19 protein-coding genes are annotated in these 25,942 nt (G+C 70.2%); 3 read left to right on the top strand and 16 right to left on the bottom strand.

Annotated features, from left to right (window positions below; translation table 11 throughout):
• Positions 1-15: 15 nt before the first annotated feature.
• The 9 genes from metG to rsmI form a co-directional block, all read right to left on the bottom strand.
• Positions 16-1,593 carry a methionine--tRNA ligase gene (metG, locus tag CQ034_RS10145; protein ID WP_105710937.1) on the bottom strand — a complete coding sequence of 526 codons (1,578 nt, stop codon included), beginning with the start codon at positions 1,591-1,593 and terminating at the stop codon, positions 16-18.
• A gap of 39 nt (positions 1,594-1,632) precedes the next feature.
• Complete coding sequence (locus CQ034_RS10150; protein ID WP_105710938.1) at positions 1,633-3,177, bottom strand: molybdopterin-dependent oxidoreductase; 1,545 nt, start codon at positions 3,175-3,177, stop codon at positions 1,633-1,635.
• A gap of 21 nt (positions 3,178-3,198) precedes the next feature.
• Positions 3,199-4,368, bottom strand: a complete 1,170-nt coding sequence (locus CQ034_RS10155) for a glycoside hydrolase family 1 protein (protein ID WP_105710939.1) — start codon at positions 4,366-4,368, stop codon at positions 3,199-3,201.
• 23 nt (positions 4,369-4,391) lie between these two features.
• A complete protein-coding gene (locus CQ034_RS10160; RefSeq protein WP_105711014.1) occupies positions 4,392-6,092 on the bottom strand; it encodes an ABC transporter ATP-binding protein in 1,701 nt (566 codons plus the stop codon).
• Between the two features lie 5 nt (positions 6,093-6,097).
• Positions 6,098-7,012, bottom strand: coding sequence for an ABC transporter permease (locus tag CQ034_RS10165; RefSeq protein ID WP_105710940.1), 915 nt, complete (start codon positions 7,010-7,012; stop codon positions 6,098-6,100).
• Complete coding sequence (locus tag CQ034_RS10170) at positions 7,009-7,989, bottom strand: ABC transporter permease (RefSeq protein WP_029262636.1); 981 nt, start codon at positions 7,987-7,989, stop codon at positions 7,009-7,011. The genes CQ034_RS10165 and CQ034_RS10170 overlap by 4 nt, the downstream gene beginning before the upstream one ends.
• Positions 7,986-9,635 carry an ABC transporter substrate-binding protein gene (locus CQ034_RS10175; protein ID WP_105710941.1) on the bottom strand — a complete coding sequence of 550 codons (1,650 nt, stop codon included), beginning with the start codon at positions 9,633-9,635 and terminating at the stop codon, positions 7,986-7,988. Before CQ034_RS10175 ends, CQ034_RS10170 begins: the two co-directional genes overlap by 4 nt.
• A gap of 148 nt (positions 9,636-9,783) precedes the next feature.
• Positions 9,784-10,890 (bottom strand): LacI family DNA-binding transcriptional regulator, encoded by a 1,107-nt coding sequence (locus CQ034_RS10180; protein WP_105710942.1) that lies wholly within the window; start codon positions 10,888-10,890, stop codon positions 9,784-9,786.
• The gene (gene rsmI, locus CQ034_RS10185) at positions 10,887-11,714 is read right to left on the bottom strand and encodes a 16S rRNA (cytidine(1402)-2'-O)-methyltransferase (RefSeq protein ID WP_029262639.1); all 828 of its coding nucleotides are present in this window, start codon (positions 11,712-11,714) and stop codon (positions 10,887-10,889) included. The genes CQ034_RS10180 and rsmI overlap by 4 nt, the downstream gene beginning before the upstream one ends.
• 35 nt (positions 11,715-11,749) lie before the next feature.
• Between rsmI and CQ034_RS10190 the strand changes: the two genes are divergently transcribed.
• Positions 11,750-13,303 (top strand): dolichyl-phosphate-mannose--protein mannosyltransferase, encoded by a 1,554-nt coding sequence (locus tag CQ034_RS10190; protein WP_105710943.1) that lies wholly within the window; start codon positions 11,750-11,752, stop codon positions 13,301-13,303.
• Between the two features lie 12 nt (positions 13,304-13,315).
• On the opposite strand, the gene CQ034_RS10195 is transcribed toward CQ034_RS10190, so the two are convergent.
• From CQ034_RS10195 to CQ034_RS10225, 7 genes are all read right to left on the bottom strand, one after another.
• Positions 13,316-13,798: an Lrp/AsnC family transcriptional regulator gene (locus CQ034_RS10195; protein WP_091031088.1), complete on the bottom strand. Its 483-nt coding sequence runs from the start codon at positions 13,796-13,798 to the stop codon at positions 13,316-13,318.
• 3 nt (positions 13,799-13,801) lie between these two features.
• On the bottom strand, positions 13,802-15,205 hold the full coding sequence (locus tag CQ034_RS10200; protein ID WP_105710944.1) for an amino acid permease: 1,404 nt from the start codon (positions 15,203-15,205) through the stop codon (positions 13,802-13,804).
• Positions 15,202-16,269 carry a histidinol-phosphate transaminase gene (gene hisC, locus CQ034_RS10205; RefSeq protein WP_105710945.1) on the bottom strand — a complete coding sequence of 356 codons (1,068 nt, stop codon included), beginning with the start codon at positions 16,267-16,269 and terminating at the stop codon, positions 15,202-15,204. Before hisC ends, CQ034_RS10200 begins: the two co-directional genes overlap by 4 nt.
• 160 nt (positions 16,270-16,429) lie before the next feature.
• Positions 16,430-18,232, bottom strand: a complete 1,803-nt coding sequence (locus tag CQ034_RS10210) for a thioredoxin domain-containing protein (RefSeq protein ID WP_105710946.1) — start codon at positions 18,230-18,232, stop codon at positions 16,430-16,432.
• Between the two features lie 33 nt (positions 18,233-18,265).
• Positions 18,266-18,835 carry an FMN reductase gene (gene msuE, locus CQ034_RS10215; protein WP_105710947.1) on the bottom strand — a complete coding sequence of 190 codons (570 nt, stop codon included), beginning with the start codon at positions 18,833-18,835 and terminating at the stop codon, positions 18,266-18,268.
• 89 nt (positions 18,836-18,924) lie between these two features.
• Positions 18,925-19,761: an aldo/keto reductase gene (locus tag CQ034_RS10220; RefSeq protein WP_105710948.1), complete on the bottom strand. Its 837-nt coding sequence runs from the start codon at positions 19,759-19,761 to the stop codon at positions 18,925-18,927.
• Positions 19,758-20,987, bottom strand: coding sequence for a heparan-alpha-glucosaminide N-acetyltransferase domain-containing protein (locus CQ034_RS10225; protein ID WP_258134172.1), 1,230 nt, complete (start codon positions 20,985-20,987; stop codon positions 19,758-19,760). The genes CQ034_RS10220 and CQ034_RS10225 overlap by 4 nt, the downstream gene beginning before the upstream one ends.
• 43 nt (positions 20,988-21,030) lie before the next feature.
• Between CQ034_RS10225 and hrpA the strand changes: the two genes are divergently transcribed.
• Positions 21,031-24,945 (top strand): ATP-dependent RNA helicase HrpA, encoded by a 3,915-nt coding sequence (gene hrpA / locus CQ034_RS10230; RefSeq protein ID WP_105710950.1) that lies wholly within the window; start codon positions 21,031-21,033, stop codon positions 24,943-24,945.
• 38 nt (positions 24,946-24,983) lie between these two features.
• Positions 24,984-25,928: an NADP-dependent oxidoreductase gene (locus CQ034_RS10235; protein ID WP_105710951.1), complete on the top strand. Its 945-nt coding sequence runs from the start codon at positions 24,984-24,986 to the stop codon at positions 25,926-25,928.
• Positions 25,929-25,942: the final 14 nt, after the last annotated feature.

Genomic DNA, 25,942 nt, shown 5'->3' on the forward strand with positions numbered 1-25,942 from the left:
CGTGACCGACCTTGTTCAGGCCGTGGACTCCACCCGGGGGAACAGCGGTGCGAGACCGTTGACGCTCGTGCCGGGACGCAGCACACCCCAGGCTCCGGCCCCGCGGATCGGCTGGTCCTGCAGACGACCCAGGGTCTCGGCGGCACCGAGTGCGACCCAGAGCTTCTCGGTCGACTGCGGCATCACGGGCGAGAGCAGCACCGCGAGCGCACGCAGACCCTCGGCGCAGGTGTACAGCACGGTGCCCAGGCGACCGCGCTGAGCCTCGTCGCGAGCGAGCGCCCAGGGCTCGTTCTCGGTGATGTAGCCGTTGAGCGCGTCGACGATCGTCCAGATCGACGAGATGGCCTCGTCGATGCGGAACTGCGCGACCGCGGCATCCGCGTTCAACGCCGCATCCGCCACGATCTTCTGGATCGCGAGGTCATTCTCGGTGTACTCGGCCGCGGGCGGCACGACCCCCTCGAAGTACTTCTCGATCATCGCCGTGGTGCGCGAGGCGAGGTTGCCGAAGCCGTTCGCGAGCTCGGCCTGGTAGCGGGCCGACAGGTCTTCCCACGAGAACGACCCGTCCTGACCGAACGCGATCGCGGAGAGGAAGTAGAAGCGGTACGCATCGGAGCCGAACACGTCGGTGATCTCGGTCGGCGCGATGCCGGTGAGCTTCGACTTCGACATCTTCTCGCCGCCGACCAGCAGCCAGCCGTGCGCGAAGACACCCTGGGGCACCTCGAGGCCGGCAGCCATCAGGAGGGCGGGCCAGATCACCGCGTGGAAGCGCAGGATGTCCTTGCCCACCACGTGGTACGCGGGCCAACGGCGCTCGAACGTCTCCTCGTCGGAGCCGTAGCCGACGGCCGTGGCGTAGTTCAGCAGGGCGTCGACCCACACGTAGATGACGTGCGACTCGTCCCACGGCAGCGGGATGCCCCAGTCGAAGGTCGAACGCGAGATCGACAGATCCTTCAGGCCCTGGCTCACGAACGACACGACCTCGTTGCGCGCGGAATCCGGGCGCACGAAATCGGGCTGCGTCTTGTAGAGCTCGAGCAGACGATCCTGGAACTCGCTCAGCTTGAAGAAGTAGTTCTTCTCCTGCAGCAGCTCCAGCGGCTTCGAGTGGATGGCGCAGACCTTCAGCCCCTCGAAGGGACCGGTGCCGTCGACGATCTCGGACTCGGGCTTGAACTCCTCACAGCCCACGCAGTAGAGCGCCTCGTACTCGCCCGCGTAGATGTAGCCGCGGTCGTACAGGCGCTGGAAGAACGTCTGCACGTTCGTCTCGTGGCGCTCCTGCGTGGTGCGGATGAAGTCGTCGTTGGCGACGTCGAGCGTCGTCAGCAGCGGGAACCAGCTCTCGGTGACGAGCTTGTCGACCCACTCCTGAGGGGTGACGTTGTTGGCTGCCGCGGCGCGCAGCATCTTCTGCCCGTGCTCATCGGTGCCCGTGAGCATCCAGGTGTCATCCCCCGCCTGGCGGTGCCACCGTGCGAGCGTGTCGACGGCCACCGTCGTGTACCCGTGACCGATGTGCGGCACGTCGGAGGGGTAGTAGATGGGCGTGGTGATGTAGAAGGATTCGCCTGCGGGCATGGAGCAATTCTAGGTGTCCGGGCACCGGTGGTTACGCGCTCAGGCCACCGAGACGTCGATGCGGTGCCATCCCTGCGCGCCGTCGGGTGCGGGCGGCGCCGGATCCGATGTCTGGGTCTCGCCCTCGACGCTGAGCGCCCGGCATTCGACGGTGTGCGCTCCGCGCTCCGCGGTCCACGCCAGACTCCACTGCACCCACGTGTCGGCCGAGATGGCGGTCGCGAGCTCGGCACGCTGCCACGGCCCGTCGTCGATGCGCACCTCGACCCCGGCGATGCCGACCTGCTGCTGCCACGCCATCCCCGCGATCACGGTGTCGCCGGCGGGGACCGACTGGCCTCGACGTGGCACATCGATGCGGGACTGCAGCTTGATCGGCCCGCGCTCGGACCATCCCCGTGTGGTCCAGTACGCGGTGGCGCGGTCGAAACGGGTGACCTCGAGCTGGGTGACCCACTTCGTCGCGGACACGTATCCGTAGAGCCCGGGCACCACGAGTCGCGCCGGGAACCCGTGTTCGATCGGCAGCGGCTCGCCGTTCATGCCGACGGCCAGCAGCGCGTCGCGGTCGTCGGTGAGCGCCTCGATCGGAGTGGATGCCGTGAAGCCGTCGGACGAGGTCGACAGCACCATGTCGGCGTCAGGATCCACACCCGCGCGGGCGAGCAGCTCCCGCACCGGAACGCCCAGCCAGCGGGCGTTGCCGATCAGCGATCCGCCGACCTCGTTCGACACGCACGCGAGAGTGACGTCGGACTCCTGCATCGGCAGGGCGACCAGCTCGTCCCAGGTGAGGCGCACCTCGCGGTCCACCATCCCGTGGATACGCAGCGACCAGTCGGCCGGGTCGATCCGCGGCACGATCAGCGCGGTGTCGATGCGGTAGAACTCGGCGTTGGGGGTGACGACCGGAGCGAGGCCGGGGATCTCCAGGTCGGCGCCGGCCGGGACCGGCGCCGCCGCTCGCGCCGGCTTCGGCAGCCGCAGCGCGTCACGGACCACCTCGATCGAGCGGGTGGCCCCGCGCGCGACGTTCCCGACGATCAGCAGCACGAGTCCGGCCGCCGCGGCGCCGGTCGTCCAGATCAGGAACCGGCGCCGGTCGATCTCGTCGGGGGCGATTCCGGCGACGGGCCGGAGCCTGCGCACCAGCATCCGCAGGACGATCACCGCGACGAGACCGGCGACGAGGCCGGGGAGCCAGGCGAACGGCCCCGCACCGGGGCGGATCATCGCGGCCACGACGGCGAGTGCGCCGAGAGCAGCGAGGATCACGGCCCCGATCGGAGGGCGTCGCAGCTCCAGGAAGCCGGCGAACGCGGCGACGACCGCGAGGACGATGGCGACCCCGACGATCAGGGCCACCTTGTCTCCGGTGCCGAACAGCGCGATGGCCGTGTCCTTCGCCCAGCTCGGCGCGAGGTCGATGAGCCCGCTGCCGATCACGGCGAACGGGCTCGCACTCGGCTCCACGACCGCAGCGACGAGTTCCGCCAGGCCGACCGCGACGACGGCCGCGCTCAGGCCCGCGGCTGCGGATCGGATCCGGTCCTGCCGCGTCGAGTGCCTCGCGTGCGTCGTCATTCCCTGAGCGTAACCCCGAAGTCAGAGCCCGTTGCGGCGGGCGACCTCCCCGAGCCAGGCGAGCGAGGGCTTCGGAGTGCGCTCGAACGTCTGATGGTCGAAACCGATCAGGCCGAACGTGGGGGCGAAGCCGCTGGCCCACTCGTAGTTGTCCAGTGCGCTCCAGTGCTGGTACGCCCGCACATCGATGCCGTCGGAGATCGCGCGGTGCAGTCCCTCGAGCGCACCCTGCGTGTAGGCGATGCGGCGGGTGTCGTCGGCGGTCGCGATGCCGTTCTCGGTCACGAGCACGGGCACCCCTCCGCTGCGTTCCCATGCGCTGCGCACACCGAGTTCGAGCGCCTCGGGGAAGAACTCCCAGCCGGTCAGGGTCGTCTCCACATCCGGCGACACGGGCCGCGGACCCTCCGGTCCGATGAAGGTGCGCGTGTACGCCTGCACGCCGACGAAGTCGTCGCCGGCCGACTGGTCCAGGTACCAGTGGTCGCGCGGGTCGCCGTAATCGGCGAGCATCTCGTCGGCGCCGGGCTCGCCGGTGGAGTGGAACGCCTGTGTGGCGATCGTCCAGCCGGCCTTGACCCCGGGCACCGAGTGCAGGATCTCGGAGGCGCGGTGGTGCGCGTCGAGCAGGGTGTCGGCCACGGCGAGGTCGGGGTTCGGGAGGCCGAAGGCCACGAGGTTCGCGGCATCCTCTCCCCCGGCCAGCATCGCGGCGATGTTCGGCTCGTTGATCGTGCACACGTACTCGACGCCGTCGAGGATCGGGAGCACGGTCTCGACGTAGCGGGCGAACAGGTCGACCGCGTCGTCGGCACGCCAGAAGCCGTCCTTCTGGAACCACTGCGGCACCGTGAAGTGCATGAGCGTGACCGTCGGGTCGAGCCCGTTCTCGCGCGCCGTGTCGATCATGCGGCGGTAGTGGTCGAGCATCGCCCGCGAGACGAAGCCGCGCTCGGGCTCGATCCGCGCCCACTCCACCGAGAACCGGTAGGAGTTCAGCCCGGCGTCGGCGAGCAGCCGCATGTCCTCCGGGTAGCGGTGGAAGTGGTCGGCGGCGTCACCGGAGGGCTCGACCATGGGCGAGCCGGGGGCGTGTTCCATCGCCCACCAGTTGCTCGTGGTGTTGTTGCCCTCCACCTGGTGGGCCGCGGTCGCGGCACCCCACAGGAAGCCGTCGGGGAATGCGAGCACGAGTGCTCCTCTCATGAGTGGTTCTATCGGATACGAGTCGGGTTCGGAACGGCATCCAGCAGCTGGATCGTGTACGGGTCCTCCGGATGCTGCAGCACCTCGGCGGTCTCGCCGCGTTCGACCACGCGGCCGCCGTTGAGCACCAGGATGTTCTGCGTCACGAGCCTCGCGCTCAGCAGGTCGTGCGTGATGTAGAGCATGCTGATGCCCCATCTCTCGCGCAGATCCTCCAGCAGCGCCAACACGCCCGCACGCAGCGAGACGTCGAGCATCGAGACCGGCTCGTCGGCGATGAGCACCTGCGGGTCGCTCGCGAGCGCCCGGGCGATCACGACGCGCTGCCGCTGCCCACCCGAGAGCTGATGCGGCAGCTTCGCCGCGAACTGCTCGACGGGGGTGAGGCCCACGGTCTCGAGCAGCTCGAGCACCCGCGCCCGCGCCTCCTGCCCGCGCAGCTTCGTGTAGTTCATGACCGGGCGCGTCAGCGCGTACTCGACCGTGTGCAGCGGGTTGAGTGCTGCGTACGGATCCTGGAACACCATCTGCACGTCCTTGCGCAGGTCGCGCAGACCGCGGCGCTTGAGGGTCGCCACGTCGACATCGCCGAAGCGGACGGTGCCGGAGGTCGGCTTCTCGACGCCGGTGAGCATCTTCGCGATGGTCGACTTGCCCGAACCCGAGGCGCCGACGAGCGCGAGCGCCTCCCCCGGCTCCAGCCGGAACGACACGTCGTCGACGGCCGTCACGGCATCCTGTCCGCGGCGCGGCGCCGGGTAGTGCTTGGACACCCCGTCGACCACGATCGCCGCATCCGCCCGACGCGCATCCCGAGACGACACGGTCGGCAGCGTCTCCGTCACGTCGGTGCGCGAACGGCCTTCGGCGCGCCGCGTCCCGAGGTCGACGAAGCCGGGGATCGACAGGGTCTTCGCCCGCGGGTCCGCGTAGTGGCTGAGCAGCATGCGCGTGTACTCGTCCTTCGGCCGCTGCAGGATGTCGATGCTCGGCGCGTCCTCGACGATGCGCCCCTCGTGCATCACCATCACCCGGTCGGTGGCCTCGAGCACGATGCCGAGATCGTGGCTGATGAGGATGGCCGTGAACTGCTCGGCCCGCTGCAGTTCCTTGATCGTGTCCATGACGGCGTGCTGCACGAGCACGTCGAGTGCGGTGGTCGGTTCGTCGAAGACCATGAGCTGCGGCTCCAGCGACAGCGCGAGCGCGATCGAGGCACGCTGGCGCATACCGCCGGAGAGCTCCCCGGGGTAGCGGGCGAGCACCGAGGCGTCGAGGCCGACCTTGCCGATGAGCTCGCGGGCCCGGGCCTCCCGGTCGCCCTTGGGCACGTGGCCGTGGGCGGCGAAGATGTCGCGGAAGTGGTTGCCCACCGTGCGCACCGGGTTGAGCGCATTCATGCCCGACTGCAGCACCATGGCGAAACCGCCCTGACGCTGACGACGCAGCTCCTCGGCATCCAGCTCGCGGATGTCGCGCCCGCCGAAGAGGATGCGGCCTCCGCTGATGCGTGCCGGCGGCTTCTGCAGCCGCGTCAGCGCGAAGCCGAGGGTCGACTTGCCCGACCCCGACTCGCCGACGAGTCCGACGAACTCGCCGCGACGCAGCGAGAACGAGACGTCGTGGACGGCGGCGACCGGCGTCGCCCCGGGTGAGGCGTATTCGACGGAGAGGGAGTCGACCTCCAGCAGCACATCATTCGTGTTCATGGCGGTCATCGGCCCTTCCCCTCTCGCAGGCGCGGATTCGAGATGCCGTCCACGCCGAAGTTGATCAGTGTCAGGCTCAGCGCCAGCAGTGCGATGCACAGACCGGGGGCGAACAGCAGCAGCCACTGCCCGGTGAGCAGGGAGTTGGAGTTCTGCGCCCAATAGAGCATGGTGCCCCAGCTGACGATGCTGGAGTCACCGAGGCCGAGGAACTCCAGGCCGGCCTCGGCGAGGATCGCCGCCGTCGCCGCTCCGAAGAGCGTGCCGGCGATGATCGACGTCATGTTCGGCAGGATCTCGCGGAACACGATGCGCGTCCGGCTGTCCCCCGAGAACTGCGCCGAGGTGACGAAGTCGTTGCCGCGCAGCGACTGCGTCTGGCTGCGGAGCACGCGAGCGCCCCACGCCCAGCCGGTCACCACGATCACGGCGATGATCATCAGGATGCCGCCGTTCTGCAGGTAGGCGGCGATCACGATCATGAGAGGCAGGCCCGGGATCACGAGGAAGAGGTTGACGATGAAGCCGACCACCTCGCCCGCGAAGCCGCGCATGTAACCCCAGCTGAGGCCGATGAGCACGGCGACGATGGTGGACAGGATGCCGGCGGCGAAGCCGACCAGCAGGCTGATCTGCGCACCGTAGATGAGCTGGCTGAGCACGTCCTCTCCCGCGGCGGTCGTGCCGAGCCAGTGCGCCCAGGACGCGTCGGCGTTGCGGTCGAACCCGTTCTCCTTCGGCCCGTAGGGGGCGAGGACCGGGGCGAACACCGCGACCAGCACGAAGAAGGCGAGGATGCAGAGGCCGAGTCGGGCCTTGCCGTTGCTCCAGAGGGTGGCGACCATGCGCCCGAAGGCGCGCCACGGGCTAGGCGCGGCGATGCGCTCGGCGGGGATCTTGACGTTCATGGTGGAAGTCATCGGCGTGTCCTCGGGTCGAGAACCCCGTAGAGGATGTCCACGAGGAAGTTGGCGATGAGCACGCTCACGGTGATCATCAGGAAGAGCGCCTGCATGAGCGGGTAGTCCTGCCCGATCACGGCGTTGAAGAGCAGGTACCCGATGCCGGGATAGCCGAACACCTGCTCGACGAGGATCGATCCGCCCACGACACCGCCGAGCGTGAGCCCGAAGCCGGTGAGGTTCGGCAGGATCGCGTTGCGCGCGGCGTAGCGGAGGGCGATCGTGCGGCCGTGCAGCCCGTTCGCCTCGCCGAAGGTGATGTAGTCCTCACCGAGCGTGTTGATCATGGCGTTGCGCATCCCGATGATCCAGCCGCCGAGTGAGGTGAGCAGGATCGTCAGGGCCGGCAGGAACGCGTGGCTGAGCAGGTCTCCGAGGAACTCCCAGGTGAACCCGGGGGTCGTCGTGGCGGAGTAGGCGCCGGTCGTCGGGAACCAGTGCAGCACGTAGCCGAAGAAGAACAGCAGCAGCAGCGCGGTCCAGAAGTAGGGGAACGTGCTGAGGAAGGAGCCCGTCAGCGTCGGCAGCGTGTCGAGCCAGGTACCTCGACGCCAGGCGGCCGCGACGCCGATGAGGGTGCCGATCACGAACGCGAGGATCGTGACGATGCCGACCAGGGCGATCGTGTACGGCAGTGCGGTGGACACCATGCTCGCGACCGACTGCGGGTAGAACGTGTACGAGACGCCGAAGTCGAGCCGCACGACCTGGCCGAGGTAGGCGATGTACTGATCCCACAGCGACCCGGTCGGCACGCCCAGCTGGGCTTCGATGGCGGCGCGCGTGGCGTCGGACACCGGCCCGTTCTGGGACAGCTTGGCGATGGCGGCATCCGCCGGGGAACCCGGCATCATGCGCGGGAGGAAGAAGTTCAGGGTGACGGCGGCCCACAGGGTGAGCACGAACAGGCCGAACTTCTGGAGCACGTACTTCACTTGTCGTCCTCCTTGACTCGCTCGAGCCGCGTGAAGATGCCCAGCGGCGCGGAATCGTAGTTCTGCGGAATCATGTACGGGTCTTCCTCACTCGGCCAGCCGGTGAACTTGGCGTCGTTGAACAGACCCCAGATGCCGCCGTAGTAGAGGCCGATCACGGGCATCTCGTCGTAGACGATGCCCTGCAGCTCCTTCACGATCTCGGCCTGGCGATCGGTGTCGACGGTCTCGCGGTACTCGGCCAGCAGCGCGTCGGCCTCGTCCGAGCGGTAGCGCTCGAAGTTGTTGGCGGTCGTCTCGCCCGATGGCACGTAGAACTCGCTGGAGAGCAGGTTGTTGTAGGCCTGGTAGACGTCGCCGTTGCCCATGCCGCCGATCGCCATCTCGAAGTCGCCGTTGCTGATCGCGCTCTGGTATCCCGCGGGCTGCGGGAGCTTGAGCGTGACCTTCACGCCGACCTCGGCGAGCTGACTGCGCACGGTCTGCGCCGCCCTGGTCCAGTCGGTGAAGCCGTTGGCCGTGGTCAGCGCGAACTCGAGCTGCTCACCGTCGGCGTCCACGAGCCGGTCGCCGTCGAGGGTGTAGCCCGCCTTCTCGAAGGCTTCGAGCGCAGCATCCGTGTCCTGCGTGATCATGCCCTCGTCGGGGATGCTCGGGTCGAGATACTCCTCCTGGTTCGGGAGGATCAGTCCGGTCTGGCCGGCGGGCTCCATGTACCCCTCGGAAGCGGTCTCGGCGATCTCCTCGCGATCGAGGGAGAGCGCGATGCCTCGGCGGACGTTCACGTCGTCGAAGGGGGCGACCTCGAGGTTCGGCATCAGGGCGATCACGCCGCCCGGCGGGAACCACCACTTGTTGTCCGGACTCGCCGCACCCCAGGTGCCCTCCACGTCGGAGATGAACGAGTACGCCCAGTCGTATCCGCGGCTCACGGTGTCGAGCTGCGAGTTGGTCGAGGGCAGGATGATGTGCTCGATCTCGATCTTGTCGGCCTGCCAGTAGTCGGGGTTGCGGTCCATCGAGTACTGCTGGTCGTTGTAGTTACCGAGCACGAACGGCCCGGTCCCGACCGGTGTCTCGTTGCGGTACGTGGCGGGGTCCTTCACGTCGGCCCAGAGGTGCTCCGGCACGATCATGGTCTGGCCGAGGATCGGCAGCGACGGAGCATCCTCGGTCTGGAGGTGCATGATCACGTCGTCGCCCTCGGTCTCGACGCTCTCCAGATGCTGCCAGGCACCCTTGATGTCGAGCGCGGGGTTGTCCTTGAGCAGCTGGAACGTGAAGGCCACATCGTCCGGCGTCAGGTCTTCGCCGTCGCTCCACTCGACGTCGTCGCGGATCGTCATGACGATGGTGCGGGCGTCGGGCTGCGTCCACTCGGTCGCCAGCCAGGGGTTCTGCGTGCCGTCGAGCGGGTTGACCAGGATCAGCGGCTCGTAGATCCACCGCGACGCCGTGCGCGTGTTGGTGAGATACGGGTTGAAGTTCCTCGTGAAGAACGGGTTGCCCTTGTCGGCGTTGATCAGCATCGTGTCGTCGCCGATCGAGGGATCGGGTTGGGATGTGATCTGGATGCTGCAGCCGCTCAATGCGACTGCGGCTGCTGCAAGGCCGACGATCGCCGCTCTGCGCCAGCGTCCCATCATCCGCGCTCTCGGTGTTCTGCCACCGGACATCTGCCACCTCATGTCGTCTCTGTCATGACCGACGGCCTGCGCCGCCTCAGCGATTGTAAGCGCATACATTTTTCGAAAGCAACCCCTTGACACCGGCGTGGCGCCGTGCCGCGGGGCGTCAGGAAGGGCGCTGCGAGCTCTCGCGAAGGAGGATCTGCAGCGGCAGACGGGCCAGTACCGGCTCGGCGTCCACGTTCTCCAGGCGGCGGGCGAGCACCTGCACCGCTGCCCTCCCCAGGTCGATCATGGGCTGGCGGATCGTGGTGAGCGGGGGGCGGGACAGCGCCGCCGCCTCGATGCCGTCGAACCCGGTCACGATAACGTCGTCCGGCACGCGGATGCCGGCGCCGCGCAGCACATCGAGCGCGCCGAGCGCCATCTGGTCGTTCGCCGCGATCAGGGCCGCGGGAGCCCCGGATGCGACGAGTTCCTCGGCGGCACGACGGCCGGATCCGCGCGTGAAGTCGCCGCGGAGAACGGACACGTCGTCGAGGGAGCGGCCGGCAGCCGTGACCGCCGCCGCGAAACCCTCCCACCGCTGCAGGCCGTCCGGAGAGTCCGCCGGTCCGGCGAGGAAGGCGAGCCGCCCGTCCCCCACCTGGGCCAGGACGTGCCGGGTCAGCTCGGCCATCGCCTCGGCGTTGCTCACGGTGACGTGGTCGTAGTGGTCGCCGCGCGGCGGCCCGGAGAGCACCACGACCGGGATCCGCCGGGCGAGGCGCGCCAGCACGTCGTCGGGCACACTGCTCGCGAGCACCATGAGGCCGTCGACGCGGCCGGCCATGTCGCGCACCGTCGAGCGATCGGGATCGTCGCGTCCGACGCCGACCATGAGCACGAAACCCTGCTTCCAGGCCTCCAGCTCCGCGCCGCGCAGCACCTCGTCGAGGAAGAGCATCGAGGTGTGGCCGTCGTCGGCATCCGCGTCATCGCGGACGATCGCGAACGGCGGCGCATCGGCGTCGGAGAGCACGTCCAGCGGCGGAGCGTCTTCCGCGGCGTCGAACCCGGGAAAGTACAGCCCGAGCACCCCGGTGCGGCGCTCCGCGAGACCCCGGGCACTGCCGCTGGGCACATAGCCCAGGGCGGACACGGCATCGAGCACGCGCTCCCGCGTGACCGGACGCACCGCATCCGGCGAGCGCAGCACGCGCGACACGGTGGCGATGGACACGCCGGCCCGATCGGCCACGTCGTACACGGTCGCCGCCTTGCTCACGGTCATGCCCCTCCGGAGCGGGCGGCCAGCGCGGCCTGGTAGAGGTCGCGGGAGGAGAGGCCGGTGAGCGCGGCGACCTCGGACGCGGCATCCTTCAGGCGGATGCCGTCGGCGACGAGCTTCTGCACCTGGGCGAGCGCGTCCTCCGGGGAGGCGTCGCGGCGGGAAGCCCCCTCGACGACGACGACGATCTCGCCCTTGACGCCGTCCTCGGCCCAGGCGACCAGCTCGGATGCCGTGCCGCGGCGCACCTCCTCGTACAGCTTCGTGAGTTCGCGGCACACCGCGATCCGCCGCTCGTCGCCGAACGCCGCCCCCATGTCGGCGAGCGCGCTCGCGAGGCGGGCGGGCGACTCGAAGAACACCATGGTGCGGGGTTCCGCGGCGAGCGCGCGAAGGGTCGAGCGGCGCTCCCCCGGCTTGCGCGGCAGGAATCCCTCGAACGTGAAGCGGTCGGTGGGGAGGCCCGAGATCGCGAGCGCCATCAGCACCGCACTCGGACCGGGGATCGCGGTCACCGTCACACCCTGGGCCACGGCCTCGGCGACCAGCCCGTAACCGGGATCGCTGACGGTCGGCATCCCGGCGTCGCTCATCACGACGATGTCGGTCTCCGCGGCGAGGGCGGCGAGCTCCGCCGCCTTCTGCTTCTCGTTGTGGTCGTGCAGCGCGATCAGGCGCGGACGGTTGTCGATCTGCAGCGCCTTCAGGAGTCGCACGGTGGTGCGGGTGTCTTCCGCGACGACGACCTCGGCGTTCTCCAGCACCTCCACCAGGCGGCGGGACGCGTCGCCGAGATTTCCGATCGGAGTGGCGGCGAGGATGATCACCCGCCCAGCTTAGGCGGGTTGTCTAGGCTGGACCGGTGACCGCGCCCGTGCCCCTGCTCCCTGCCCCCGAGGCACGGCTGACGCGATACGGGCGACTTCGCGACCGCGTGCTCCTCGATCCCGACTGGGGCCGCGCCATCCGGTGGCTCGCCCCACTGGTCATCACCGCGCTGGCCGCGGTCCTCCGGCTGATCGGCGTCGCCCATCCGCACGAGCTGGCATTCGACGAGACCTACTACGTCAAGGACGCCTGGTCGCTGTGGACCCTGGGCTACGAAGGCACCTGGGGCGACGGCGCGAACCAGGCGTTCCCGACCGGCGAGGATCTTCCGCTCTCCGACCAGGGCGCGTTCATCGTGCATCCGCCGCTGGGCAAGTGGCTGATCGCGCTGGGCATGGCGATCGGCGGCCCGGAGAACAGCGGCGGCTGGCGGCTGGCCACCGCGCTCTTCGGCACGGCATCCGTCTTGCTGGTGTACCTGATCGCCCGGCGCCTCAGCGGTTCGGTGGTCGTCGCGAGCGTGGCCGGAACCCTGCTCGCGATCGACGGACTCAGCATCGTGATGAGCCGGATCGCCCTGCTCGACGGCATCCTGACGTTCTTCATCCTGCTGGGCGTGCTGTTCGTGCTGATCGACCGGCAGCGGACGATCCCCGTGCTCGAGAGGCGCGACCCCGACGCGCCGGATCCGTTCTGGGGGCCCGTGCTGTGGCGCCGTCCGTGGCTGGTCGCCGCGGGGCTCGCCCTGGGCGCGGCGTGCGCCGTGAAGTGGTCGGGACTCTACGTCCTCGCCGGCTTCGGGCTGTACGTCGTGATCACCGATGCCCTGGCCCGGCGCCGCGCGGGCGTGGTGCTGTGGCCGACCGCCGCCGCATTCCGCCAGGGGCCCGTCTCATTCGTACTGCTCGTCTTCCCCGCCCTCGCGGTGTACCTCATCAGCTGGACCGGCTGGCTCGTGACCGCCGGCGGCTATGACCGCAAGAGCGACACCAACCCCCTGCTCGCACTGTGGAAGTACCACGAGTCCATGCTCGGATTCCACGTGGGCCTGAGCCGCGGGCACCCCTATGCGAGCCCCGCGTGGGAGTGGCCGCTGCTGCTGCGTCCGACCGCGGTCTGGGTCGACCCCTCCCCCTCGGGTTGCGGCACGGATCACTGCATCGGCGTGATCTCCGCCGTCCCCAATCCGCTCATCTGGTACGGCGGGGTCGCGGCCGCCGTCTACCTGATCTATCGACTCGTGCGGAGCTGGATCACCCGGCAGCCGGTCGGTCCGGAGCTGACCGTTCCGCTCGTCGGCCTCGCGGTCACCTACCTGCCGTGGCTGATGTTCCCCGAGCGCACGATCTTCCAGTTCTACACGGTCGTGATGATGCCGTTCCTCGTGCTCGCCCTGGCGATGACGCTGCGGATCATCGCCGGACAGCGGGAGGATCCGCTGTACCGGCGGCAGTCCGGCGAGCGCACGGTGATCATCTTCCTGACGTTCGTGGTGCTGGTCTCGGCGTTCTTCCTGCCGCTGTGGACCGGGATGAGCGTGCCGTACGAGTTCTGGTTGTTGCACAACTGGCTGCCCGGCTGGGTGTGAGGGTGTGAGGCACTAGGCGGGATCGTCCGTCGCGACGTGGTCCACCAGCGGGAGCACCCGCCCCGAGAGGTGGGTGCGCATCGCGATCGAGGAGGCCGTGCGGGCGACGCCGGGCACCAGCGCGACCCGGTCGAGCACCTCCTGCAGCCGCGTGGCATCCCGCGCGACCAGCCGCAGCTGCATGTCGCTGGCGCCCGTGACGGTGTGCATGTCGACGATCTCGGGCACCGCGTTCGCCAGCGCCGTCGCCACCTCGTCATGACCGACCTTCTGATCGATCTCGACCAGGCAGAAGGCGACCACGCCGTAGCCGAAGCCGGCCGGGTCCACGCGCGGCACGATCGCCTCGATCACCCCGCCCTCGTGCAGGCGCGCGAGACGGCTCGTCGCAGTGCCGCGGGCGATCCCGAGCCGTCGCGCGACCTCCAGGATCGGCAGCTGCGGGGACTCGGTGAGCAGCCGGATGAGCTGGGCGTCGAGGCGATCGATGCGCATCGGCTACTCCCGCGGCACGCCGGCCCGCGCGTATCCCCTGGTCGCGCGGGCGACGAGGAGGAGCACACCGGTGAGCGCGAGGGTCAACAGGAGCTGGATGCGCGCTGCCGGGTCGACCATCGCGAGCGCGATCACCGCGGCGAGCAGCACCAGGCACAGCCACGACAGCCACGGGAAGCCCCACATCCGCATCGGCATCTCCTCGCCCGTGCGATCCGCGCGGGTGCGGAGGATGATCTGCGCGACCGCCGTGGCCGTCCAGATCACGAGCAGCGTCGAGCCGACCACGTTCAGGAGCGCGGGCAGGACCACATCGGGGAACGCCCAGTTGAGCCCGACCGTCACGAAGCCGAAGGCGACCGAGGCCAGCACGGCGACGAACGGCACGCCCTTGAGGCTGGTGCGGGTCGCTGCCAGCGGGGCGAGTCCGCGCTCCCCCAGCGAGTAGGCCATGCGGGAGGCGCCGTAGATGTTCGCGTTCATGGCCGACAGCAGTGCGACGATCACGATCAGGTCCATCACGAGACCGACGCCGGGGACGTTCAGGGTCTCGAGTACCGCCGAGAACGGGCCGTCCTTGACCGCGGGATCGTTCCACGGCAGGACCGCCACGATCACGAAGATCGATCCGACGTAGAACACGAGGATGCGCACGAGCACCTCGCGCACGATGCGGCGGATGTTGTGTGCGGGGTCGTTCGACTCGGCGGCGGCGATCGCGACGACCTCGGTGCCTCCGAACGCGAACACCACGATGAGCAGGGCGCCCGCGATTCCGGCGATGCCGTTCGGCGCGAAACCGCCGTTGTCGACGAGGTTCGCGATGCCGGTCGCGGGCACGCCCGGGATGAGTCCGACGATCGCGCACACCCCCACCACGAGGAAGGCGATGATCGCCGCGACCTTGATGGCCGCGAACCAGAACTCGAAGCGGCCGTAGTTCCGCACCCCGAACAGGTTCACGGCGGTGAGCGCCACGACGAAGATCAGCACCCACACCCAGGCGGGGATGCCCGGGGTCCAGTTCGCCACGATCGCACCGGCACCGGTCGCCTCGGCCGCAATCACGACGACCAGCTGGATCCAGTAGAGCCATCCGACCGCGCTGCCGGCGCTGCGGCCCATCGCCTTCTGCGCGTACGAGCTGAAAGCGCCGGAGCTCGGTCGCGCCGCCACCATCTCGGCCAGCATCGCCATCACGAGCACGACGATGCCGCCCGCGACGAGGTACGAGACCAGGACGGCGGGACCGGCGATGCTGATCGCCTGGCCCGAACCGACGAACAGGCCGGCGCCGATCGCACCGCCGAGCCCCATCATCGAGATCTGGCGGCGGGTCAACCCCGGATGCAGACCCTTGGTGGTCGTCGTGGTGGGGGGAAGTTGTGTCGCGCGGTCGCCGGTCATGCGCCGACCTCCACACTCTCGGCGGTGAGCGCCTGCTCGACGCGGTCGATGTCGGTCGGAGAGCCGGAGGAGATGCGGATCCCCTCGCCGGCGAAGGCCCGCGCGACCACGCCTCCTGCCTGGAGCAGGTCTTCGAGCTCCGCGGTGCGATCGCCGGACGGAACCCACACGAAGTTCGCCTGCGAGCGGACGGCGGGCCAGCCCGCGGCGGTGAGCACGTCGTGCAGCCGGTCGCGCTGCGCGACCACCTCGTCGATGCGTGCAGCCAGCTCGTCCTCGGCATCCAGCGAGGCGAGGGCAGCGCTCTGGGCGAGGTCGGTGACCCCGAACGGCACGGCGACCTTCCGCTGGTTCTCGGCGACGGCGGCCGGGGCGATCGCGTAGCCGATGCGCAGCCCGGCGAGCCCGTAGGCCTTGGAGAACGTGTGCAGGACGGCCACGTGCGGGTGGCGTCGGAACAGCTCGATGCCGGCGCCGCGGCTCTCGGTCGTGTCGAAGTGCACGTACGCCTCGTCGATCACCACGAGCACATCGTGCGGCACCGCGGCGACGAAGCGCTCCAGCTCGTCGGCGCCGACCACGGTTCCGGTCGGGTTGTTCGGGTTGCACACGAAGATCAGGCGGGTGTGCGGGGTGATCGCCGCGAGCATCGCGTCGAGGTCGTGCGCGTGCTCGGCATCGAGGGGCACGGCCACCGGTGTGGCCCCGGCGATGCGGACCAGCGAGGGATACGCCTCGAACGACCGCCAGGCGAAGATCACCTCGTCGCCGTCGCCGGCCACCGCGTGGATGAGCTGCGAGGCGATCTCGACCGAACCCGCACCGACGGTGACCTCGGCGGGGTCGACACCGTAGCGGGCGGCGAGACGCTCGCGGAGAGCGGCGGCACTCATATCCGGGTAGCGGTTGATGCCGTCGACCCGGTCGCGCACGGCCTGGGCGACCGAAGGAAGCGGCGGATGCGGCGATTCGTTCGAGGAGAGCTTGGAGGCACCGGCCGGGGCGGAGCGCCCCTGACGGTACGCGGGAACGGCGTCGAGTCCGGCGCGGGTGGGGAGGGGCATCGTCAGAGCATCCTTGCTGTGATCGCGGGTGGGGTCGCGCAACAGTAGAACGGATGCCGGGCACTGGGCAAACGGTGCACCGGATGCTGCGCAACCCGCGCAACCGGACGGTGCCTGCGCGCGGATTGCTGTGCAGATTGTGCACCATGCATCGGTGACGTCAGCGCGAGATCGAGACCTCTGCCGGGTCGCTCACCGGGAGCCGGCACACGAACGCACGGCAGTCGTAGGCGCGCTCCGCGACCGCATCCTTGCCCTCGAACAGCTCGAACCCGGCTTCGGTGAACGCCTGCGCCTGCGCGGGGCTGACGATGGCGATGACCTCGGCGTCCGCACCCCGGGCGGCTGCGGCGAGGGTGCCCACGCGGTCGGCCGTGATCACGACCACCTGGCGGGGCGGGAGGGCGAGGCCCGCTGCCACCCGCAGCAGGGTGCCGTGGGCGAACGGCTGCTCCAGCGAACGCGACGCGAGGGCGCTCACGGTCGCGGCGGCGGCCTCGCGGTACCGGTCCCCCGCTCCGAGCCACCAGGCGGTGAGCGCGGCTCCCGCGACCGCGGCGGCATCCGAGGGCAGGTCGCCATCGGTCTGGTCGGGCGAGGTCGCGATGCCCTGCGCCGAGAGCAGCGGATCGTCGCCGCCGGTGCCGGCGAGAGCGTCGTCGAGGACGCCGCGTGCCGTGACAGCCCACTCCGCCTCCCCCGTCGCGAGGGCGAGGGCGAACAGGCCGTCGGCGAGGAGTCCGAGATCGGCGGGGGTCGCCACTGCGGCGGATGCGCGGCCGTCGAGCGATGTGCGCACGAGCGCGCCCGCGGCGTTCCGGTTGACCCGCAGCACGTGGTCGGCGGCAGCAGCGGCGGCATCGATCCAGGCCCGCTCGCCGAATGCCGCACCCGCCCGGGACAGCGCGCCGATCGCCAGGCCGTTCCACCCGGTGATCACCTTGCCGTCGACGGCCGGCGGCTCCAGGTCCGCGCGGTCGGCGACCGGGCGAAGGTAATAGCCGCCCTCGCTGCGGGTGCCGTCGATCGTCGACTCGGAATCCTGCGCGGCACCGAATCCTCCGCCGTCGCGACGGAGCACGTCGATCAGGAAGTCGGCGATTCCGCGCACCGTCGACTCGTCCCCCGCGTCGAGCGCGATGTCGAGCAGCTGCGCGTTGTCGGTGAGCATCCGCTCGTAGTGCGGCACCGTCCAGTCGCGCTGCGTGGCGTATCGGAAGAAGCCGCCGTCGGCGTCGCGGAGGCCGGACCCGGCCATCGCGGCGAGCGCCCGTGCTGCCGACGCCGCGGCCTGCGGAGCGCCCTCCCGCACCAGCGGATGCTGCAGGAACCGCAGCGTCGTGGCGACGGGGAACTTCGGGGCCCCGCCGAAACCTCCGTAGACGCGGTCCTCCCGTTGTGCGATCGTCTCGGCCGCCGTCGCGATCGCCACCATGTCGGGCAGGTCCGACGGCGTGGACTCCGCCGCGCGGGCGAGGGCGTCGGTCACGGCATCCGCCGATTCCTCGGCCTGCTCCCGCCGCACGGTCCATGCCTCGCGCACCGCGGCGAGCACGTCACGGAAGCCGGGCATCTGGCCCCGGGCTTCCGGCGGCCAGTAGGTGCCGGCGTAGAACGTGCGCCCGCGGGGCGTGGTGAACACCGTGAGCGGCCAACCGAGGTTCTGCGTGAAGGCGGAGGCGGCGGCCATGTAGGCGCCATCGACCTGCGGATGCTCCTCGCGGTCGACCTTCACCGCGACGAAGCCCTCGTTGATGAGAGCGGCGGTATCCGGATCGGCGAACGACTCCCGCGCCATCACGTGGCACCAGTGGCAGGTCGAGTAGCCGATCGAGATCAGCAGCGGCACGTCGCGGCGCTCGGCCTCCGCGAACGCCTCTTCGCCCCACGGGTACCAGTCGACGGGGTTGTCCTGATGCTGACGGAGATACGGGCTGAGCGTGTCGGCGAGCCGGTTGGTCATACCCTCACGCTACGCCGCGCAGAGCGCGCGCGGTCAGCCGACGAGCAGCTCGACGGGACGCGAGGCCGCGTAACCCACGAGCGGCAGGGCACGCTCGGCGGCGAGAGCGATGCGCGCCTGCAGCACATCCGAGGCGATCTCGTAGCCGTCGAAGTCGGTGTTGCTCGCGTAGACGCCGACCGGGAGGGTGAGCGCCTGGAAGAACGCGAACAGCGGCCGCAACTGGTGCTCGATGATCAGCGCGTGCTTCTCGCCGCCGCCGGTCGCCGCGAGCAGCACGGGCTTTCCCACCAGGTCGTACTGCCCGACGAAGTCGAAGAGGTGCTTGAAGAGTCCGGTGAACGAGGCCCGATAGACGGGGCTGCCCACGATCAGCAGGTCGGCCGACTCGATCGCCTGCAGCTGCGCCTCGACCTCCGGCGGCAGCTGGTCGCGCTGGAGCGCGCCCGCGAGGCCCGGGCCGATCTGCGTGAGCTCGATGAGCTGCGACTCGACCTCGGCACGCTCGGCGACGGCGGCCGTGATCGCGCGGACGAGGGCGGTCGTCTTGCTCGGCTCGTGCAGGGATCCCGACACGGCCACGACGCGGAACGGAGCTGTCATGCCTCGAAGCTACTCACGACGACGCCCCGTGTCGCGCGGAGCGACACGGGGCGTCATGTAGGCCCGGGGGCCCGATCCGATGACCGGGGTCAGTTGACCTCGTCCGGGTGCGAGCCGACGCGGCCCGAGCCGTCGAGCGGGTCGAGGGCGTCGATCGCCGCGATCTCGGCATCCGTCAGCTCGAAGCCGAAGACGTCGAGGTTCTCGCGCAGGCGCTCGGCGCGCACCGACTTCGGGAACACGATGATCCCCTTCTGCAGGTGCCAGCGCAGCACGGCCTGCGCGGGGGTGACCCCGTGCGCGGCCGCGGCATCAGCCACCGCCGGGGTGCCGAACAGGTCGTACTTGCCCTGCCCGAGCGGACCCCAGGCCTCGATCTTGATGCCGTGCTCGCCGGCCCAGGCGACCACGTCGCGCTGCTGGTAGGCCGGGTGCAGTTCGATCTGGTTCACGGCCGGCACCACGCCGGTCTCTTTCACCACGCGCTCGAGGTGCGGCACCAGGAAGTTCGAGACGCCGATGCTGCGGGTGAGTCCGGCCTCGCGCAGCTCGATGAGCTTCGTGAACGCGTGCAGGTAGTCGCCGATCGCGGGGGCCGGCCAGTGCACCAGGTACAGGTCGACCTTCTCGAGGCCGAGCTTGTCGAGGCTCTCGCCGATGGCCACACGCGGCTCGTCGCCGTGGTGACGGTCGTTCCAGAGCTTGGTCGTGATGAACAGCTCGTCGCGGGCGATGCCGGACGCGGCGATCGCAGCGCCGACGCCCTCTTCGTTGCCGTAGATGGCGGCGGTGTCGATGTGGCGGTAGCCGATCTCGAGCGCCTCGCTCACCGCGCGCTCGGTCTCTGCCGGCGGCACCTTGAAGACGCCGTAGCCGAGCTGCGGGATGGAGTTGCCGTCGTTCAGTTCGAGTGCAGGAATGCTCATCCCTCCAGCCTATGACCGGCATCCGACGTCGAGGCCGTGGGTGAGGAAACAAGTGCCATCGCGGCCGCCCCACGGCCGACCAGCCGTTCCAGCGGCCCTCGGCCGAAGAACATCGACCAGAGCGTCGTCACCACCAGCAGCCCGATGGCGGTCGCGGCCCAGAACTCGTTGCTGGAGAAGAAGCCGCCGGGCCCACCGAACAGGACGATCGACAGCACGTGCGCACTGTATGCCGTCAGCGGCATGGAGCCCAGCGCGCCCAGCGGCAGCAGCACCCAGCGCAGCGGTCGGCTGAGCAGCAGGCACAGGGCGATGACGGTCAGCGCGAAGCCGCCGGAGCCGAGTACCTCGGCCGTGCCACCGCTGTGCGGCTCGACCGCGAACACCGCCGCGAGCACGGAGCCCAGCGGATCGGACGCTTCCAGCGCCTGCGGATACCCCTCCCACCCGTTCGGCATCGAGACGTCGAAGGAGCTCTCGCTGAACGAGGAGCCGTCGACGAACGAGGAGCTGCTGTATTCCGCCGGTGTGCTGAGGCCCGCAGCCTGACCGATGCCGCCGAGGCCGTAGCCGACCACCGCGAGCACGATGCCGACCGCGAGCGCGATCACGGCGGTGCGCACACGCTCGACGTGCATCCGTCCCAGCGCCATGCCGCCGAGCACGAGAGCCAGCCACACCGTGATCGGGTAGGTGCCGTAGAGCACGAAGCCGATCCCGGTGCCGAAGGGATGCAGCATCACGGCTCCGAGGAACGCCAGCAGCGCCGGGCCGACCAGCGCGAGCACGGCCGCACCGAGCAGCAGCTGCCACGGGCGCCACCGGAGGAACGGGATCACCGCGACATAGAGGATGCCGTAGAGCGTGAGGATCACGGCGATCGGAGTGTTCAGCATCTCCAGCGCCAGTCCGATGAGGAAGATCACTGCCCCGCGCCCGACGAGGTTCAGGCGGATGCTCGGGAGGCGCTCGCGCTCCGGCAGCACGCTGCGTCCGGTCATCAGCGCGATGGACACTCCGGCGAGCAGCGCGAACAGGATCGACGACCGCCCGTGCACGAGGTCGGTCCACGTCGCCGGGTCCATCCACTCGAACGCCTCGGTCTCGCCGATGTGCGCGCCGGCCATGCCGAGGATCGCCAGCCCACGAGCGACATCCAGTCCGAGGATGCGCGGCGGGCGCCCGAACTCGCGGAACCAGCGGACGGGGGCTGCAGCGGTGATCACCAGATGATCGTAGGGGGCGAATCCCGTCATACGATGGAGGGCTATGTCCTCCCCCGTGATCTCCTACCCTCCGGAGCTGCCCGTCAGCGCTGCCCGAGGCGAGATCGGCGACGCCATCCGCGACCACCAGGTCGTGATCGTCGCGGGCGCCACCGGGTCGGGCAAGACCACCCAGCTTCCGAAGATCGCGCTCGAGCTCGGGCGGGAGCGCATCGCGCACACCCAGCCGCGTCGGCTCGCCGCGCGGACGATCGCGGAGCGGGTCGCGGAAGAGCTCCAGGTCGAGCTCGGCACGCTCGTCGGCTACAAGGTGCGCTTCACCGACAAGGTGTCGGACGCCACGCGCATCGCGCTGATGACCGACGGCATCCTGCTCAACGAGATCCATCGCGATCGACTGCTCACCCGGTACGACACGATCATCATCGATGAGGCGCACGAACGCTCCCTCAACGTCGACTTCCTGCTCGGCTACCTGGCCCGCATCCTCCCGGAGCGCCCCGACCTCAAGGTGATCATCACCTCGGCGACGATCGACCCGGAGAGCTTCGCGAAGCACTTCGCCGCGGCGGATGGCACACCGGCGCCGATCATCGAGGTCTCGGGCCGCACGTATCCGGTCGAGATCCGCTACCGCGGGCAGGTCGAAGACGGGGACGACGAGGACGCACCGGCCGAGCCGGAGGACGAGGTCTCGGCCATCGTCGCCGCCCTCCGGGAACTCGACCGCGAGGCGCCGGGCGATGTGCTCGTGTTCCTCCCCGGCGAGGCCGAGATCAGGGATGCGGCCGACGCCGTGCGCGGCGCCTATGCGAACGACCGCGCCCCCACCGAGGTGCTGCCGCTGTTCGGCAGGCTCTCCGCCGCCGACCAGCACCGCGTGTTCGAGCGCAGCAGGGTGGCAGGCGTCCGCCGTCGCGTCATCCTCGCCACCAACGTCGCCGAGACGAGCCTCACGGTGCCCGGCATCAAGTACGTCATCGACACCGGCACCGCGCGCATCTCGCGCTACAGCAACCGGTCCAAGGTGCAGCGGCTGCCGATCGAGGCGGTGTCGCAGGCCTCCGCGAACCAGCGATCCGGCCGCGCCGGCCGCACCAGCGACGGCATCGCGATCCGCCTCTACTCGGAGGAGGACTACGACCGGCGCCCGGAGTACACCGAGCCCGAGATCCTGCGCACCTCGCTCGCCTCCGTGATCCTGCAGATGCTGTCGCTCGGCTTCGGCGACATCACCGCATTCCCCTTCCTCACCCCGCCCGACTCGCGGGGTGTGAAGGCGGCGTTCGACCTGCTCACCGAGCTCGGCGCGGTCGAACCGTCCCGCCGCGACGGCGCTCCGCACCTCACCCGCATCGGACGCGACATCTCGCGGATGCCGATCGACCCGCGGTTCGCGCGGATGCTGATCGAGGCGGGGCGCGGGGGCTCGGTCGGCACTGTGACCCGTGACGTGCTCGCGATCGTGTCGGGCATGACGATCCAGGACGTGCGCGAGCGACCCGAGGAGCGCCGCGAGGAGGCCGACCGCCTGCATGCCCGCTTCGTCGACCCGACCAGTGACTTCCTTACCCTGCTGAATCTGTGGAACCACCTGCGCGAGCAGCAGCGCGAACTCGGATCCAGCGCGTTCCGTCGCCTGTGCCGCTCGGAGCACCTCAACTACGTGCGAGTGCGGGAGTGGTTCGACGTGCACCGCCAGCTGCGCACGCTCGTGAAGACGCCCGACCGCACCGGCGACGACACCGGCCCGAGCGACCCGGACGCCATCCACCGCGCCCTGCTGTCGGGACTCCTGTCGCAGATCGGCCTCCTCGACGAGCGCACCGCCCCTGCGGGCAAGGCGCACTCCCCCGCGAAGGAGCAGAAGGGCCGTCGCATCGCGGAATACCGGGGAGCCCGCGGCATCCGCTTCTCGATCTTCCCCGGCTCCGGCCTGCGCAAGAAGAGTCCTCGCGCGGTGATCGCGGCCGAGATCGTGGAGACCTCCCGCACGTTCGCGCGCACGGTCGCCGCCATCGACCCCGCCTGGGCCGAGCCCCTCGCCGGAGACCTCGCCAAGCGCCAGGTGACCGAGCCGCACTGGTCGAAGGATGCCGGCGCCGCCGTCGCGTTCGAGAAGGTGACGCTGTTCGGGCTCGAGATCATCCCGCGTCGCCGTGTGCAGTTCGCCCGCATCGACCGGGCCGCCTCGCGCGAGCTCTTCGTGCGCCATGCGCTGGTCGAGGGCGAGTGGGACCCGACGCGGATCGACAAGCGGGTGAGCGCGTTCTGGCGCAGCAACGCCGAGCTGCGCAAGCGCCTCGAGAAGCTGGAGGAGCGCGAGCGCCGCCGCGACATCCTCGCCGGCGACGAGGCCGTGTTCCGCTTCTACGACGAGCGCATCCCCGCCGACGTGTTCGACGTGCGGTCGTTCGAGAGCTGGTGGCGCGAGGCCATGGCCACGACGCCGAAGCTGCTCGTGATGCGCGAGAGCGACCTGATCGACGACGAGGAGCGCGCCGACCAGCGCGAGTTCCCGACACGGTGGACGCAGGGCGACCAGGTGCTGGGCCTCGCGTACCGGTTCGAACCGGGTGCCGACGACGACGGTGTGAGCGTGGTCGTGCCGCTGCCGCTGCTCGCCCAGCTCGAGGAGCGCGGCTTCGACTGGCAGGTTCCTGGCCTACGTGCCGAGCTCGTCACCGGGCTGCTGCGCGCGCTGCCCAAGGCCATCCGCCGCCACGTCGTACCCGCCGCCGACTGGGCCGAGAAGTTCGGCGCCGAGCTGGCCGAGCAGGGTCCGGAGTCGCACGGCGGCCTCCCGCCGCGCACACTCAAGGAGGCACTGGCCCGGCTCATCCAGCCGCTCGCGAACCAGCTCGTGTCCGCCGCCGACTTCGACGACGAGCGCGTGCCGCCGCACCTGCGCATGAACTTCCGTGCGGTCGACGAACGCGGCCGGGTGGTCGGGTCGGGTCGTGATCTCCGGGCGCTGCAGGCGCAGCTCTCCGACCGGGCGCGCAGCAGCGTGGCGCGATCGATCGCCGCGCCGCCGAAGTCCGGGCCCGTGAAGCCGGGGACTCTGAGCACGCCGAAGCGCCCGCAAGTGGAGCAGACCGGTCTGGTGGCGTGGACCTTCGGAGACCTGCCCGAGGTGCTCGACACCCGTGTCGCCGGCGGCGTCGTGCGCGGCTACCCGGCGATCGTCGACCAGGGCAAGACCGTGTCGGTGCGCGTCGAATCGACCCCGGATGCCGCGGCCGCCGCCACCCGCGACGGCGTGCTGCGGCTCGTGCTGCTCGGGGTCCCTTCCCCCTCCTCGTACGTGCAGGAGCACCTGACGAGCCAGGAGAAGCTCGCCCTCGCCGCCTCGCCGTACCAGTCCGCCGCCGCCCTCATCGAGGACTGCCGCGCGGCCGTGGCGCGGCAGGTCATCGAGCAGACCGCACCGGGCGGTATCGTACGCAGCGAAGCCGAGTTCATCCGGGTGCGCGACGCCGTCTCGGGCGTGCTCGTCGATCAGCTCTTCGCGTGCGTCTCGCTGGTGGCCCGCATCCTGACGAAGTCCCGCGATGTCGAACGCGGCATCAAGTCGCAGAACTCGCTCGCCCTGCTCGGCCCGCTGAACGACATCCGCACACAGCTCAGCGGTCTGCTGCATCCGGGCTTCGTCTCCGCGGCCGGCGTCGACCGTCTCGCGCACTTCCCGCGCTACCTCGAAGGCATGCTCGACCGGCTGAAGACGCTCGGGAGCGAACCGGGCAAGGACCGCGCACGCATGACCGAGTACGAGCGGATGGCGAAGGCGTACGAGGATGCGGGCGGCACGATCCCGCTTCCCGCCGGCGCTCCCCCCGCGCTCGTCGAGGTGCGCTGGCTGCTCGAGGAGTACCGCGTCAGCGTGTTCGCGCAGCGCCTCGGCACCGCGCAGCCGGTGTCGCCGCAGCGCATCATGAAGGTGCTGTCCGGACGCTGATCCGCGACGGCGGGCGTCAGCGCGGGTAGCCTGAATCCATGGCACGCGCGATCGTCTACACCGAGTTCGGCTCCCCCGATGTCCTGCACCTGATGGAGATCCCCGATCCCGTCGCGGCCCGCGGCGAGGTCGTGGTGCGCATCGAGGCGGCGGGGGCGAATCCCATCGATGCCAAGCTGCGGAGCGCCAAGCGGCCGTCTCCCCCGATCACCGAACCGCGCCCTGTGGGGTTCGACGGGGCCGGCGTGGTCGAGCTGCTCGGCGAGGGTGTCGACGACTTCGCGGTCGGCGACCGCGTGGCGATCCGCGACGCGCACGGCACCTACGCCTCGGCGATCGCGATCTCCACCGAGAAGCTCGCGAAGCTCCCCGACTCCGTCACGACCGCCGAGGGGGCGGCGATCGGGATCCCCGCGGGCACCGCGTACCAGTCGCTGCGTTCACTCGGGGTCACCGAGGGCGATGTGCTGCTCGTGCACGGCGGCTCCGGTTCGGTCGGACAGGCCGCCGTGCAGTTCGCGGTGGCCTGGGGTGCGACCGTGATCGCGACGGCGAGCCCCGCCCGCCACGACCAGCTGCGCGAACTCGGCGCGATCCCCGTGGCCTACGGCGACGGTCTGCTCGACCGCGTGCGCGACACCGCCCCCGAGGCCGTCACCGTGGCCCTGGACTGCGCCGGCACCGACGAGGCGATCGAGACCTCCCTCGCGCTGGTCGCCGACCGCGACCGGATCGCGACGATCGTGCGTGGCCCGGATTCCGCGTCCTTCGGCATCCGCGCGTTCTCCGGCGGCTCCCCGGTGCCCCTGACCGACGAGGAGCTCGCCTGGCGCGCCGAGGCGCTCCCCGAGACGATCGCCCTCCTCGACGCCGGCGACTTCGTGATCGAGCTCGGCCCCCAGCTGCCGCTGACCGAGGCGGCGCAGGCCCATGAGCTCATGGAGTCCGGCGCCGCCTCGGGCAAGATCATCCTCGTCCCCTGACGGCGAGGTGCCGT

It is taken from the genome of Microbacterium sp. MYb45, assembly GCF_002979655.1.
Classification (GTDB): domain Bacteria; phylum Actinomycetota; class Actinomycetes; order Actinomycetales; family Microbacteriaceae; genus Microbacterium.

Excerpts from the sequence above, each read along its gene's own strand:
- metG (WP_105710937.1), bottom strand. The coding sequence starts at position 1,593 with ATGCCCGCAGGCGAATCCTTCTACATCACCACGCCCATCTACTACCCC.
- CQ034_RS10150 (WP_105710938.1), bottom strand. The coding sequence starts at position 3,177 with ATGACGACGCACGCGAGGCACTCGACGCGGCAGGACCGGATCCGATCC.
- CQ034_RS10160 (WP_105711014.1), bottom strand. The coding sequence starts at position 6,092 with ATGAACACGAATGATGTGCTGCTGGAGGTCGACTCCCTCTCCGTCGAA.
- CQ034_RS10165 (WP_105710940.1), bottom strand. The coding sequence starts at position 7,012 with ATGACTTCCACCATGAACGTCAAGATCCCCGCCGAGCGCATCGCCGCG.
- CQ034_RS10175 (WP_105710941.1), bottom strand. The coding sequence starts at position 9,635 with ATGATGGGACGCTGGCGCAGAGCGGCGATCGTCGGCCTTGCAGCAGCC.
- CQ034_RS10180 (WP_105710942.1), bottom strand. The coding sequence starts at position 10,890 with ATGACCGTGAGCAAGGCGGCGACCGTGTACGACGTGGCCGATCGGGCC.
- CQ034_RS10195 (WP_091031088.1), bottom strand. The coding sequence starts at position 13,798 with ATGCGCATCGATCGCCTCGACGCCCAGCTCATCCGGCTGCTCACCGAG.
- CQ034_RS10200 (WP_105710944.1), bottom strand. The coding sequence starts at position 15,205 with ATGACCGGCGACCGCGCGACACAACTTCCCCCCACCACGACGACCACC.
- hisC (WP_105710945.1), bottom strand. The coding sequence starts at position 16,269 with ATGCCCCTCCCCACCCGCGCCGGACTCGACGCCGTTCCCGCGTACCGT.
- CQ034_RS10210 (WP_105710946.1), bottom strand. The coding sequence starts at position 18,232 with ATGACCAACCGGCTCGCCGACACGCTCAGCCCGTATCTCCGTCAGCAT.
- msuE (WP_105710947.1), bottom strand. The coding sequence starts at position 18,835 with ATGACAGCTCCGTTCCGCGTCGTGGCCGTGTCGGGATCCCTGCACGAG.
- CQ034_RS10220 (WP_105710948.1), bottom strand. The coding sequence starts at position 19,761 with ATGAGCATTCCTGCACTCGAACTGAACGACGGCAACTCCATCCCGCAG.
- hrpA (WP_105710950.1), top strand. The coding sequence starts at position 21,031 with ATGTCCTCCCCCGTGATCTCCTACCCTCCGGAGCTGCCCGTCAGCGCT.
- CQ034_RS10235 (WP_105710951.1), top strand. The coding sequence starts at position 24,984 with ATGGCACGCGCGATCGTCTACACCGAGTTCGGCTCCCCCGATGTCCTG.